10 protein-coding genes are annotated in these 12,655 nt (G+C 68.9%); 6 read left to right on the forward strand and 4 right to left on the reverse strand.

Annotation, left to right across the window (positions count from 1 at the left end):
• The first annotated feature begins 356 nt into the window (after positions 1 to 356).
• The 6 genes from AC3WLN_RS14065 to AC3WLN_RS14090 all read left to right on the forward strand — a co-directional run bounded on the left by AC3WLN_RS14065 (position 357) and on the right by AC3WLN_RS14090 (position 9,273).
• Positions 357 to 1,760, forward strand: a complete 1,404-nt coding sequence (locus tag AC3WLN_RS14065; RefSeq protein WP_492482163.1) for a dicarboxylate/amino acid:cation symporter — start codon at positions 357 to 359, stop codon at positions 1,758 to 1,760.
• A gap of 24 nt (positions 1,761 to 1,784) precedes the next feature.
• Positions 1,785 to 2,684 (forward strand): ROK family protein, encoded by a 900-nt coding sequence (locus AC3WLN_RS14070; RefSeq protein WP_492482182.1) that lies wholly within the window; start codon positions 1,785 to 1,787, stop codon positions 2,682 to 2,684.
• 77 nt (positions 2,685 to 2,761) lie between these two features.
• Entirely contained in the window at positions 2,762 to 3,781 is a 1,020-nt protein-coding gene (locus tag AC3WLN_RS14075; protein ID WP_492482165.1) for an ArsR/SmtB family transcription factor, read from the forward strand.
• Between the two features lie 84 nt (positions 3,782 to 3,865).
• Entirely contained in the window at positions 3,866 to 4,783 is a 918-nt protein-coding gene (metF, locus tag AC3WLN_RS14080) for a methylenetetrahydrofolate reductase [NAD(P)H] (RefSeq protein ID WP_056214808.1), read from the forward strand.
• Between the two features lie 138 nt (positions 4,784 to 4,921).
• Positions 4,922 to 8,674, forward strand: a complete 3,753-nt coding sequence (gene metH / locus AC3WLN_RS14085) for a methionine synthase (RefSeq protein WP_492482166.1) — start codon at positions 4,922 to 4,924, stop codon at positions 8,672 to 8,674.
• 152 nt (positions 8,675 to 8,826) lie between these two features.
• Complete coding sequence (locus tag AC3WLN_RS14090) at positions 8,827 to 9,273, forward strand: hypothetical protein (RefSeq protein WP_492482168.1); 447 nt, start codon at positions 8,827 to 8,829, stop codon at positions 9,271 to 9,273.
• Positions 9,274 to 9,324: 51 nt separating this feature from the next.
• On the opposite strand, the gene AC3WLN_RS14095 is transcribed toward AC3WLN_RS14090, so the two are convergent.
• The 4 genes from AC3WLN_RS14095 to AC3WLN_RS14110 all read right to left on the reverse strand — a co-directional run bounded on the left by AC3WLN_RS14095 (position 9,325) and on the right by AC3WLN_RS14110 (position 12,122).
• Positions 9,325 to 10,119: an IS5 family transposase gene (locus tag AC3WLN_RS14095; RefSeq protein WP_492482170.1), complete on the reverse strand. Its 795-nt coding sequence runs from the start codon at positions 10,117 to 10,119 to the stop codon at positions 9,325 to 9,327.
• Positions 10,120 to 10,475: 356 nt separating this feature from the next.
• Complete coding sequence (locus AC3WLN_RS14100; RefSeq protein WP_492482172.1) at positions 10,476 to 11,378, reverse strand: SMP-30/gluconolactonase/LRE family protein; 903 nt, start codon at positions 11,376 to 11,378, stop codon at positions 10,476 to 10,478.
• Positions 11,378 to 11,632 carry a hypothetical protein gene (locus tag AC3WLN_RS14105; RefSeq protein WP_492482174.1) on the reverse strand — a complete coding sequence of 85 codons (255 nt, stop codon included), beginning with the start codon at positions 11,630 to 11,632 and terminating at the stop codon, positions 11,378 to 11,380. Before AC3WLN_RS14105 ends, AC3WLN_RS14100 begins: the two co-directional genes overlap by 1 nt.
• A gap of 169 nt (positions 11,633 to 11,801) precedes the next feature.
• On the reverse strand, positions 11,802 to 12,122 hold the full coding sequence (locus tag AC3WLN_RS14110) for a hypothetical protein (protein ID WP_492482176.1): 321 nt from the start codon (positions 12,120 to 12,122) through the stop codon (positions 11,802 to 11,804).
• Positions 12,123 to 12,655 lie beyond the last annotated feature (533 nt).

Consider the following 12,655-nt stretch of genomic DNA (forward strand, 5'->3'; position numbering starts at 1 on the left):
GGGGGGCCGGTCTCTTATGTGGGGTCTCGTGCGAAAAACCCGCGCGCGGGATCGGAGGATCGAGGGGCCGTGCGGCCGAAGCCCCGGATCCGGAACCGCACGGCGCGCCGGACTTCCCGCGAGCGCCGGATCCGGATGGAAAGCCGTCGGGGTCGCGAGAGTCCGGGCGCCACGCCTGCGTGCACCCTTGGACGCCGGCGCGCCCGTGGCCGCGCGCAGCCTTTTCCCCGCGAAGAGCGTGTAAGCGCCTGCCGTTTGTCATCGCAGCGCACCGCCTGCGATTGAGCGGAGCGAATAAACTGGCTAGCGTCGGGATTAACAATCAGTGGGTTGCGCAGAGCGCATCGGGAGGGATCATGGCCCAGGCGACGACCTATGGAGCGGCACCAGCCGCGGTCCCACGTCCGTCCAAGGAGCCCTGGTACAAGGTGCTCTACATCCAGGTGCTGATCGCGATCGCGCTCGGCGTGCTTCTCGGCTGGCTCCATCCCGAATGGGGCAAGTCGGTCAAGTGGCTCGGTGACGCCTTCATCGCCCTGATCAAGATGATGATCGCACCGATCATCTTCTGTACCATCGTGCACGGCATCGCGTCGATCGGGGACCTGAAGAAGGTCGGCCGCGTCGGCCTGAAGGCCTTGGTCTACTTCGAGGTGGTCTCCACCATCGCGCTGCTCATCGGCGTCCTCGTCGGCGAGGTCGTCAAGCCGGGCGCCGGCTTCAACGCCGACGTGACGAAGCTCGACGGCAAGGCGGTCGAGAAATACGCGAAGATGGCCGCCGACGATTCGGTCACCGGCCACATCATGGCGCTGATCCCGAAGAGCTTCTTCGACGCCTTCGCCACCGGCGACCTGCTGCAGGTGCTGCTGATCTCGATCCTGACCGGCGTCGTCGTCACCGGCATGGGCCAGCGCGGCGAGGCCATCACCCACGCCATCGACACGGCGGGGCAGATCTTCTTCCGCATCATCGGCCTCGTGGTGAAGCTGGCCCCCATCGGCGCCTTCGGCGCCATGGCCTTCACCATCGGCCAGTACGGCATCGGCAAGGTCATCGATCTCGCCTGGCTCGTGGGCACCTTCTACGTCACGGCCTTCCTGTTCGTGGTCCTCATCCTCGGCGGCATCGCCCGGGTGGCCGGCTTCTCGATCTTCAAGTTCCTGGCCTACATCAAGGACGAACTCCTCATCGTGCTGGGCACCTCGTCCTCCGAGACGGTGCTGCCGCATATGATGACGAAGATGCGCCGCCTCGGCGCCTCGGATTCCGTGGTCGGCCTGGTAATCCCGACGGGCTACTCGTTCAACCTCGACGGCACCAACATCTACATGACCCTGGCGTCGCTCTTCCTGGCCCAGGCGGTGGGCGCCGACCTGTCCTTCGGCCAGTATGCCACCATCATCCTGGTGGCGATGCTGACCTCCAAGGGCGCCTCCGGCGTGACCGGCGCAGGCTTCATCACCCTGGCGGCGACGCTCAGCGCCATTCCGAACAACCCGGTGCCGGTGGCAGCCATGACCCTGATTCTCGGCGTCGACAAGTTCATGTCGGAGTGCCGCGCCATCACCAACCTCATCGGCAACGGCGTCGCCACGGTGGTGGTCAGCCGCTGGGAGGGCGAACTCGACACCGAGAAGCTGCGCCAGGTCATGGCGCATCCGGTTTCGATCGGCACCGACATCTCCGACCACGCCCCGGAAATGGATTCCGGCAGCGCCGCGAGCCCGGCGGCCCCTGTCCCGGCCGCGGCGCGCTGACGGGCCCCGGCCCTGACCGCATCCCTGCGCATCGGCATCGATCTCGGCGGCACCAAGATCGCCGGGATCGCGCTCACATCCGACGGCGCGACCCGGGCCGAGCACCGGGTCGCCACGCCCCGTGACGATTATGCGGCGACCCTCGCGGCCATCGCAGCGCTCGTGCGGGACCTGGAGACGCGGGCCGGCGCCACCGGGACGGTCGGCATCGGCATGCCGGGGGCGATCTCACCGCGCACCGGCCTCGTCAAGAACGCCAACTCAGTCTGGCTGAACGGCCGGCCCTTCGGCCATGATCTTGAACGCGCCCTGGCCCGTCCCGTGCGCCTGGAGAACGACGCCAACTGCCTCGCGGTCTCGGAGGCCGTCGACGGGGCCGGGGCGGGCCTGCCCGTGGTCTGGGCCATCATCCTTGGCACCGGCGTCGGCTCCGGCATCGCCCTGCAGGGCCGCGCCCTCGCGGGGCGCGACCGCATCGCCGGCGAGTGGGGCCACAACCCGCTGCCATCCGCCCGCGACGACGAGCGCCCCGGACCGGCCTGCTATTGCGGCCGGCACGGCTGCCTCGAAACCTGGGTCTCCGGCCCGGCGCTCGCCGCCGACCACGCCCGCCGCGCCGGTGCGACGGGCAGCGGCGAGGCCGTCGTCGCGTCCCTGCGGGCCGGCGACGCGGAGGCGGAGGCGACCCTTGACCGCTACCTCGACCGCCTCGGACGCGGGATGGCCCAGGTGATCAACCTGATCGACCCCGATGTCATCGTCATCGGCGGCGGTCTCTCGCGCGTGCCCGAGATCCTCGCCGGCCTGCCATCGCGGGTGGCGCCGCACGTGTTTTCCGACGCGTTCGATACGCCCATCCGCCCGAGCCGGTACGGCGATGCCTCCGGCGTCCGCGGGGCCGCCTGGCTCTGGAACGCGCCGTGAGGCGCCCGCGTCCTTGCGACCTCGACTGATGTCGGAGACGCTTGTCAGGGCTCTCGTTTTCACATAAAGATATCTTTATGTCTAACGCGGGATCTCCTCCAGCCACCGCCCTGCCGTTTGCCGACGCCCTCGCCATCCTGCGGGCGGCGGCGGAGGAGACGCGCCTGCGCATCCTGGCGCTGCTGGCCGCCGGCGAACTCTCGGTCTCCGACCTCACCGACATCCTGGGTCAGTCGCAGCCGCGCATCTCGCGCCATCTCAAGCTGCTGGTGGAGGCCGGGCTGGTGGAGCGGCACCGCGAGGGCGCCTGGGCCTTCTTCCGCCTGGTGGAGGATCGCGCCGCCCTCGTCGAGCCGCTCGTGGCCGGGCTCGACGCCACCCGGGCGCCGCTCTCCGAGGATTTCGCCCGCCTGGAGGCCGTGCGCACCCAGAGGGCCGAGGCCGCCCAGGCCTTCTTCGCCCGCCTGGCGCCCAAATGGGACCGCCTGCGCTCGCTGCACGTGCCGGAGGCCACCGTCGAGGCCGCGGTGCTCGACGTGCTCGGCAATCGGCCGATCCAGAACCTGGTCGATCTCGGCACCGGCACCGGGCGCATGCTCGGATTGCTGGCCGGGCGCGCCGTCCGCGCGGTCGGGCTCGATTCGAACCACGCCATGCTCTCCGTGGCGCGGGCGAACCTGGAGCGCCTGGGCCTGTCCCGGGTCGACCTGCGCCAGGGCGACATCCATGCGCCGCCCTTCGGGCGCGGCGGGTTCGACCTCGTCGTGGTCCATCAGGTGCTGCACTACCTCGACGATCCGGCCCGGGCCCTGCGCGAGGCCGCCCGCCTCGTCGCCCCCGGCGGGCGCCTGCTGGTGGTGGATTTCGCCCCCCACGACCTCGAATTCCTGCGCGAGGCCCAGGCCCATCGCCGCCTCGGCTTCGCGCCCGAACAGGTGACGGGCTGGCTCAACGATGCGGGGCTGCCCACCGTCACCACCCGGGACCTCGCCCCCACCGGCGAGGTCGAGGACCAGTTGACCGTGACGCTCTGGCTCGCCACCGATGCGGCCGAGATGGCGGCGCCCGCGCACGAACCGGAGTTGGCCGTCGCCTGAGGGCGACGGTCCGCTTCCACCCGAATCCTGCCTTCGAACCCTGATCGACGACCGTCTGAACCGACCGACATAGAGGACGACCCGATGCCATCCGCCTCCCACCATCGCGCCAGCCGCGACAGCTACCGTCCGATCCGGGTCTCCATCGAGTTCTTCCCTCCGAAGACCGAGGAGATGGAGAAGATCCTCTGGTCCTCGATCGAGCGCCTCGCGCCGCTGCAACCGAAATTCGTCTCGGTGACCTACGGCGCCGGCGGCTCCACCCGCGAGCGCACCCACAACACCGTCGCCCGGATGGTCAAGGAGACGAGCCTCCAGCCGGCCGCCCACCTGACCTGTGTCGACGCCACCCGCGAGGAGATCGACGCCGTCGTGCAATCCTACTGGGATGCCGGCGTGCGCCACATCGTGGCCCTGCGCGGCGACCCGCAGGACGGCATCGGCACCGCCTACCGGCCGCATCCGGGCGGTTACGCCCAGACTTCCGACCTCGTGGCCGGCATCAAGCGCATCGGCGACTTCAAGGTCTCGGTCTCGGCCTATCCCGAGAAGCACCCGGAGGCGTCTTCCCTCGATGCCGACATCGACGCCTTGAAGGCCAAGGTCGACGCGGGCGCCGACCAGGCGATCACGCAGTTTTTCTTCGAGAACGACATCTACCTGCGCTACGTCGACAAGGTTCGGGCCGCGGGCATCGACATCCCGATCATCCCCGGCATCCTGCCGGTGCAGAACTTCAAGCAGGCGGCGAACTTCGCCCGCCGCACCGGCGCCTCGGTGCCGTACTGGCTCGCCGCCCGGTTCGAGGGCCTGGACAACGACGTCGAGACCCGGCGCCTCGTGGCGGCGGCGGTGGCCGCCGAGCAGGTGCTCGACCTCGTCGACCACGGCGTCAACGACTTCCACTTCTACTCGATGAACCGCTCCGACCTCGTCTACGCCATCTGCCACGTGCTCGGCCTGCGGGCTCAGGCCCCGAAGGTCGCCGCCAAGGCGGCCTGAGCCCACGTCGTCCCGGGGCGCCGACAAGTGGGCCCGGGATCCGACACGCCGACCCTGTCGAACTTCACTCTCCGGACCCGTCGCGGTTCTGGATTCCGGGCGCCGCTCCGCGGCCCCGGAATGACGCGTGAGAAACCCATGACCGACCTGCGCCCCGTCGACGGAAAAGAGATCGAAGCCGCCCTGCGCCAGCGCGCGGGCGAGAAAATCCTCGTTCTCGACGGGGCGATGGGGACCGTGATCCAGCGCCTCGGCTACGGCGAGGCGGATTTTCGCGGCTCGCGGTTCCTGGATCACGGCCACGACCAGAAGGGCAACAACGACCTCCTGATTCTGACGCAAGCGGACGCGATCCGGCAGATCCACCTCGACTACTTCCTGGCCGGGGCCGACGTCTGCGAGACCAACACCTTCTCGGGCACCACGATCGCCCAGGCCGATTACGGCATGGAATCGATCATCCACGAATTGAACGCCGAGGGCGCGCGCCTCGCCCGCGAGGCGGCCGCCCTGGCGGAGAAGCAGGACGGCCGCCGCCGCTTCGTGGCCGGCGCCATCGGCCCGACGAACCGCACCCTGTCGATCTCGCCGGACGTCAACAATCCCGGCTACCGGGCCGTGACCTTCGACCAGGTCAAGCAGGCCTATGTCGAGCAGGTCCGCGGCCTGATGGATGGCGGCGCCGAGCTCATCCTGATCGAGACCATCTTCGATACCCTCAACGCCAAGGCGGCGGTCGCCGCCGCCTGGGCGGTGTTCGAGGAACGGGGCATGACCCTGCCGATCATGATCTCGGGCACGATCACGGATCTCTCCGGCCGCACCCTGTCCGGCCAGACCCCGGAGGCGTTCTGGAACGCACTCCGCCACGCCAGCCCGCTGACCATCGGACTGAACTGCGCGCTCGGCGCCAAGGAAATGCGCGGGCACATCTCGGAGCTGTCGCGCATTGCCGACACCCTGGTCTGCGCCTACCCGAACGCGGGTCTCCCCAACGAGTTCGGACTCTACGACGAGAGTCCGGAAGCCATGGGCAAGCTGGTGGGTGAGTTCGCCACCGCCGGCCTCGTCAACATGGTCGGCGGCTGCTGCGGCACCACGCCGGACCACATCCGCGCCATCGCGCAGGCCGTCGAAGGGTGCAAGCCCCGCGCGATTCCGCAAGTGCCCCGGCTGATGCGCCTGTCGGGCCTGGAGCCCTTCACCCTGACGAAGGAGATCCCCTTCGTGAACGTGGGCGAGCGCACCAACGTCACCGGCTCGGCGAAATTCCGTAAGCTGATCACGGCCGGCGACTACGCGGCGGCTCTCGACGTCGCCCGCGATCAGGTCGCGGCAGGCGCCAGCATCATCGACATCAACATGGACGAGGGCCTGCTTGATTCCGAGAAGGCCATGGTCGAGTTCCTCAACCTCGTGGCCGCCGAGCCCGACATCGCCCGCGTGCCGGTGATGATCGATTCCTCGAAATTCCACGTCATCGAGGCCGGCCTGAAATGCGTCCAGGGCAAGGCGATCGTGAACTCGATCTCCATGAAGGAGGGCGTCGAGAAGTTCATCCAGGACGCCCGGGTGTGCCGTTCCTACGGCGCGGCGGTCGTGGTCATGGCCTTCGACGAGCAGGGCCAGGCTGATTCCTACGAGCGCAAGGTCGAGATCTGCACCAAGGCCTACCGGGTCCTGACCGAGGAGGTGGGCTTCCCGCCGGAAGACATCATCTTCGATCCCAACGTCTTCGCCGTCGCCACGGGTATCGAGGAGCATAACGGCTACGGCGTCGCCTTCATCGAGGCGACGAAGACCATCCGCGAGACCCTGCCGCACGCCCACATCTCGGGCGGCATCTCGAACCTGTCCTTCGCCTTCCGGGGCAACGAGCCCGTGCGCGAGGCGATGCACGCGGTATTCCTCTACCACGCGATCCAGGTCGGCATGGACATGGGCATCGTGAATGCGGGCCAGCTCGCGATCTACGACGAACTGCCGCCCGAACTCCGCGAGCTCTGCGAGGACGTCGTCCTCAACCGGCGCGACGATTCCACCGACCGCCTGCTGGAGGCGGCCGAGCGCTTCAAGTCCGGCGGCGGCGTCCAGGCCAAGACGGCCGACCTGTCCTGGCGCGAGGCGCCGGTCGAGAAGCGACTGGAGCATGCGCTGGTCAACGGCATCACAGAGTTCGTGGTGGCCGACACCGAGGAGGCGCGCCTGAAGTCCGCGCGTCCGCTCCACGTCATCGAGGGCCCGCTCATGGCCGGCATGAACGTGGTCGGCGACCTGTTCGGCTCCGGCAAGATGTTCCTGCCGCAGGTGGTGAAGTCGGCCCGCGTGATGAAGCAGGCGGTCGCTTATCTCGAGCCCTTCATGGAGGCGGAGAAGCTCGCCAATGGCGGCGACGGCAAGCGCCAGGCCGCCGGCAAGATCCTGATGGCGACCGTGAAGGGCGACGTCCACGACATCGGCAAGAACATCGTCGGCGTCGTGCTCGCCTGCAACAACTACGAGATCATCGATCTCGGCGTGATGGTGCCGGCGGCCAAGATCCTCGATGTCGCCAGGCGCGAGAACGTCGACATCGTCGGCCTGTCCGGGCTCATCACCCCGTCGCTGGACGAGATGGTGCACGTCGCGGCCGAGATGGAGCGCGAGGGCTTCGAGGTGCCGCTCCTCATCGGCGGCGCCACCACGAGCCGCGTCCACACGGCGGTGAAGATCCACCCGTCCTACAACCGCGGCCAGACCGTCTACGTCACCGATGCGAGCCGGGCGGTCGGCGTGGTCTCGAGCCTGCTCTCGAAGGAGACGCGGGACTCGACCATCGCCAACATCCGCGCCGAGTACCGCAAGGTCTCGGACGCCCATGCGCGCTCGGAGCTCGACAAGCAGCGCCTGCCGCTGGCCAAGGCCCGCGCCAATCCGTTCCGGATCGACTGGTCGGGCTACCAGCCGAAGAAGCCGAGCTTCACCGGCGTGCGGGTCTACTCGTCCTACGAGGTCGCCGATCTGGTGCCCTACATCGACTGGACGCCGTTCCTGCAGACCTACGAGTTCAAGGGCCGCTACCCGGCGATCTTCGAGGACCCCAACCAGGGCCCGGCCGCCAAGGCGTTGTTCGACGACGCGCAGGAGATGCTGAAGCAGATCGTCGACGAGCGCTGGTTCAACCCGAAGGCGATCATCGGCTTCTGGCCGGCGAATTCGGTGGGCGACGACATCACGCTGTTCACCGGCGAGAGCCGATCCGAAAAACTCGCGACCTTCTTCGGCCTGCGCCAGCAGCTGACGAAGCGTGACGGGCGCGCCAATACCTGCCTGTCCGACTTCGTCGCGCCGGCCGAGACCGGCATCGCCGACTATGTCGGCGGCTTCGTCGTCACGGCGGGCCTGGAGGAAGTGCGCATCGCCGAGCGCTTCGAGCGGGCCAACGACGATTACCGCTCGATCCTGGTCAAGGCGCTGGCCGACCGCATCGCCGAGGCCCTGGCCGAGCGCATGCACGAGCGGGTCCGCCGCGAGTTCTGGGGTTACGCCGCCGACGAGACCTTCGCGCCGGAAGATCTGGTGCGCGAGGAATATGCCGGCATCCGTCCCGCGCCCGGCTATCCCTCGCAGCCCGACCACACCGAGAAGGTCACGCTGTTCGACCTCCTCAAGGCGGAGTCGCGCATCGGCGTGAAGCTCACCGAGTCCTACGCCATGTGGCCGGGCTCCTCGGTCTCGGGCCTCTACATCGCGCATCCGGAGGCGCATTACTTCGGCGTCGCCAAGGTGGAGCGCGATCAGGTCGAGGACTACGCGATCCGCAAGGGCATGGACCTGCGCGAGGTCGAGCGCTGGCTCGGCCCGATCCTGAACTATGATCCGGCCCGCTACCTCGCGGCCGCCGCCGAGTAGGGCGCCGGCACCGCCGTCTCCCCGTGGCGGGGAGGCGGCGGGATTCGAAACCCCTGGAGTGTGGCCGGGCGAGGCTTGACCGTGGGCGCGCCTGCGCTTCAATGCCGATCCGGCCCAACCATGGCCCGAGACCAGCGAAGGGCGCCCGAAACGTGTACCGGCTCACCGGCTCCCTCGTCGCCACCGTCGCGCTCGGGCTCGTCGCCTCGGGCTGCACGGGCTTCGCTTACATCTCGAAGACCTATGTCAGCCTGACGCCTCAGGTCGTCACCATCGGCTGCAAGGACCCCTACGAGGTCTACGACCAGCGCCGGGTGCGCAAGATGCTGATCGTCTCCAACGCCCTGCGGGAGACCACGGGCTGCGGCATCGACGATGCGTTCGCCGGGGGCGACCCGGCCCTGACCCGGGTCAAGCGCTTCCGTGAGGCGGCGCGCACCTACCTGAACGAGACGGGGCGCGAGGATTGCCGGGTCCGCGGCGAGACCGTGTTCACCGATCTGCAGACCGAGTTCACCTACACCTGTGCCGGCCCCATCGAGCCGCGCGACACCAAGGTCCCTCGTCTGCCCGGCCGCAGCAACCGCGTCGGGCTCTGAAGCGCGATCCGCCACTACGACGAAGCGCTAGAGGCTGTTATGAACTGCCCGTCAGTTGAGTGGCCTGTTGAGCATGGGGCAGACGAAGGCGACGATGTGGAGGTCTGCCAGCGTGCTGGGATAGCGCTCGTAGTCTTTGACGAGACGCCGGAAGCGCGTCGCCCAGGCGAAGGAGCGCTCCACCACCCAGCGCCGCGGCAGCAGGACGAAGCCGCGCTTGGCGTCCGGCAGTTTGACGACCTCGAGTTCGATGCCGTGCGTGCGGGCCGCCTTGGCCGGCTTCTCGCCCGTATAGCCCTGATCGACATAGGCGAGATCGATGCTGTCCCCGGTGGCGGCCTGCACGGCCCCAGCCAAACGACCGACCTGGGCGCGGTCGTCGGCATCGGCGGGGGTGACGTGCAGGTCCAGGAGGTGGCCGAGGGTGTCGACGGCCAGGTGGACCTTCGAGCCCTTGTTGCGCTTGGCACCGTCGTAGCCAGCCCGCTCGCCGCTCTCCGGCGAGGAGCGCGGGGTCCGCTGTCGAGGATGGCCGCGCTCGGCTCGGGCGAACGTCCGGAGGTCAGACGCAGCAATGCCCGCAGATCGTCGGCCAGTTGCTCGAAGCAGCCCGCCGCCAGCCAGCGCTGCGCCTGCTGGTAGACAGGCCTCCCAGGGCGGAAGGTCGTTGGGCATCCAGCGCCACGGCGCGCCCGTCTTCACCACGTCGCGCAGCCCGTCGAACACCTCGCGCAGGCTGTGCTCGCGCTGTCCCGCATCCGCGCGCAGCAGCGTCAGATAGGGGGCGACCAGCGCCCATTCGTCATCGGAGACGTCGGACGGGTAGGCTTTACGTAAAGAGGTCATGCCCCTTCATCTGGAATCCAGCCGTCACAGGTCCATAACAGCCTCTAGGCTCAGCGGTGCCGCGCTGGACATAACGATCCCTGCCCGGCACCCGCGACGAACGGGGCGATGTCTATCCAGGCCGGCGGCCTCCAGACCGCCCTGCGCATCGAGAACGGAACGCTCCAGTCTTCCTTGACCGGCCGCGTCCGACTTCCCGCCGCCTGCGCCTCTCGTCGGCCCGGGGCCGAACGGTGCCCGGTAGATTCCGTCCGGGGAGGGGTCGCCCGCCGTTCCGGCGCCGCCATCGCCGGGCCGGGCGTCGTCCTGGCTGTGGTGCTCGGGAAGCGTTTCGGCTGTCGTCGGGCCGGGACCCCTCAGGTCCCGCTGCCGTCGGCCGACAGCCGGAAGGCGGGCTCGAGCAGGCCGCGGCCTCCGAACGCCACCAGTAGGGTGCGGCCGTGTTCGGGGTCGGCGTCCCGCTCCGCCTGGGTCATGCCCTCGTAGGCGCTGGTGACGAGGAGACGGTCCAGGCCGGGGCCGGCGAAGGTCGGACAGGAAGGCCGCGTCACCGGCAGGGCGATCGTGCGCAGGCGCGTGCCCTCCGGGCTGTAGGCGTCGATGCAGGACGCGCCCCAGCGGGCGCACCAGAGCCGGCCCTCCGCGTCGACGGCGGCGCCGTCGAGACCACCCTCGCCGCCGCGATGGTCGTAGAGCGTCGCCGGCTCGCCCACCGGCAACCCGGTGCGGGGATCGAGGGCGACGCGCTGCAGCAGCCCCGCATCGGTATCGGCGAAGTAGCCGGTGGTGCCGTCGGGGGAGAAGCAGAGGGCGTTCGGGATGGTCAGGCTGGTATAGAGGCGCGTCACCCGCGTGCCGGCCAGATGGTAGATCGCCCCGTGCCCGGGCTCGGCGTTCCGCCCCATCGTGCTGATCCAGAGGGCGCCGCAGGGATGGACCCGGCCGTCGTTGGAGCGGGTGCCGGCCCGTTCGGCCTCCAGCGGGCAGAACAGGGTCAGGCCGCCGTCCCGCAGGCTGCGCAGGTAGAGGCCGTCCTCGGCCGCCAGGAGGTGACGGGTCTCGTCGACCGCGGCCACTGCGCTCGCCATCAGGGGCAGCGCGTGCATCCGGGCGGCACCCCCGGCGAGCGGCGCTTCGAACAGGCGACGCTCCAGGATGTCGACCCACCAGGCGGTATCGGTGCGCGGGTCGTAGCAGGGACCTTCGCCGAGATGGCAGCGGGGTGCGTCCAGGATGGTGACGACCGCCGTGTCCCGCATCACCGGCTCATGCTCCGGAAGCGGCAGGATCGCCCCGTATCCCGGTATCCGGCCGGGCAGCGCTTCACGCAGGCCCCGGCGGCGAACTTCAGCGGCGGCCGGCAGGAATACCGGTGCGCCTGCGGGTGGTGGATGCCCGAGCGGTTCGCGGCCTGCGCCGCCCCGGTGCTCCCGCCGGCCAGGACGGCCGCCGAGAGGGCCGCCGCGACGAAAAAGGGCGCGTGTATACCGCGGTTCGACATCGTATACGCCATCTGCTGCTGCCTGAACCCTCAACCCGAAGGGAGCGCTCGGGTTGCCGATCTCGACCGCGTCGCGCCGCGTCGCGACCCTCGGCGGCGGCGGATTTCGAGCCCGGATCGACCCGCGAGGCGTCGACCGGGACTCGCGATCGGCTCCGCCCGGGGGCGGAGCGGGACGCCGTCAGTAGCGCGGGCCGCCCGAGGTGGTGCCGCGCTGCTGGGCGTAGCCGGGCAGCATCGGATTGCGGGCATTGGGGTCGCCGTGCATCAGGCGGTTGCGGGTGTGGTGCGTGCGCTTGGCACGGGAATGGTGGATCGCATCGTGGCGATGGCCATGGTGGCGCATGTGGTACTTGCGGGCCTTGTAGTTGCCGGCATGGCCGATCGAGGAGCTGGCGCGCATCCGCTCGGCCTGCGTCAGGCCCGGGGCGGCCGAGGCGGCGCCGATCGAAAAACTGGCGAACATCAGGCCAGAGGCCAGAACCATTGCGAGCGTCTTCATGTTTGACTTTCAGTCATGTGCTCCGGAGTGGCACAGTGCGGCTGTAAGTCTGTTGCGACGGTCGTGTTCCCCGATAAATTTAACATTATCGTGTTGGATTATCTGAGCATGCCTGTGCGTGGATTTGCGTCTGATTTGAGAAATTGTATCGACCGTGAGTCTTCGCGGGCGAAATGCGCGGTGATAGCCGCGTGGGACGCGCCGGCATCGACCCCGCGTGGCCTTCGCTCGGGCCGGGTCCGGCCGTCTCGGCGATTGCGGGCCTGCCGGCCCTCCGAACATTTCGTCCCGGCGCGAGATCGACGATCGTCTTTCGCAAGATGTATTCAGGATGCATCCAGACAGACGCGGAGCTGTATCTCGCGACCGGAGAGTTAATCCTGTTTCTCGCGTGCCTGACCGCACGTCATAGCGGAGAACGAGACCCCATATTGGGTTCAGACAGATGAAACGAACCAAACACACCGGTTCGTACTGTAAAGGAGCCCGTAAGCCACAATGAAGACCCGTATCGCCGCCCTCGCCACCGCCCT

This window comes from Methylobacterium sp. FW306-05-D (assembly GCF_058782155.1).

What these genes read in the sequence shown, in the direction of transcription:
- AC3WLN_RS14110 (WP_492482176.1), bottom strand. Translation starts at nt 12,122, where the DNA reads ATGAAGACGCTCGCAATGGTTCTGGCCTCTGGCCTGATGTTCGCCAGT.
- AC3WLN_RS14075 (WP_492482165.1), top strand. Translation starts at nt 2,762, where the DNA reads ATGTCTAACGCGGGATCTCCTCCAGCCACCGCCCTGCCGTTTGCCGAC.
- AC3WLN_RS14105 (WP_492482174.1), bottom strand. Translation starts at nt 11,632, where the DNA reads ATGGCGTATACGATGTCGAACCGCGGTATACACGCGCCCTTTTTCGTC.
- AC3WLN_RS14095 (WP_492482170.1), bottom strand. Translation starts at nt 10,119, where the DNA reads ATGACCTCTTTACGTAAAGCCTACCCGTCCGACGTCTCCGATGACGAA.
- AC3WLN_RS14065 (WP_492482163.1), top strand. Translation starts at nt 357, where the DNA reads ATGGCCCAGGCGACGACCTATGGAGCGGCACCAGCCGCGGTCCCACGT.
- AC3WLN_RS14100 (WP_492482172.1), bottom strand. Translation starts at nt 11,378, where the DNA reads ATGCGGGACACGGCGGTCGTCACCATCCTGGACGCACCCCGCTGCCAT.
- metF (WP_056214808.1), top strand. Translation starts at nt 3,866, where the DNA reads ATGCCATCCGCCTCCCACCATCGCGCCAGCCGCGACAGCTACCGTCCG.
- metH (WP_492482166.1), top strand. Translation starts at nt 4,922, where the DNA reads ATGACCGACCTGCGCCCCGTCGACGGAAAAGAGATCGAAGCCGCCCTG.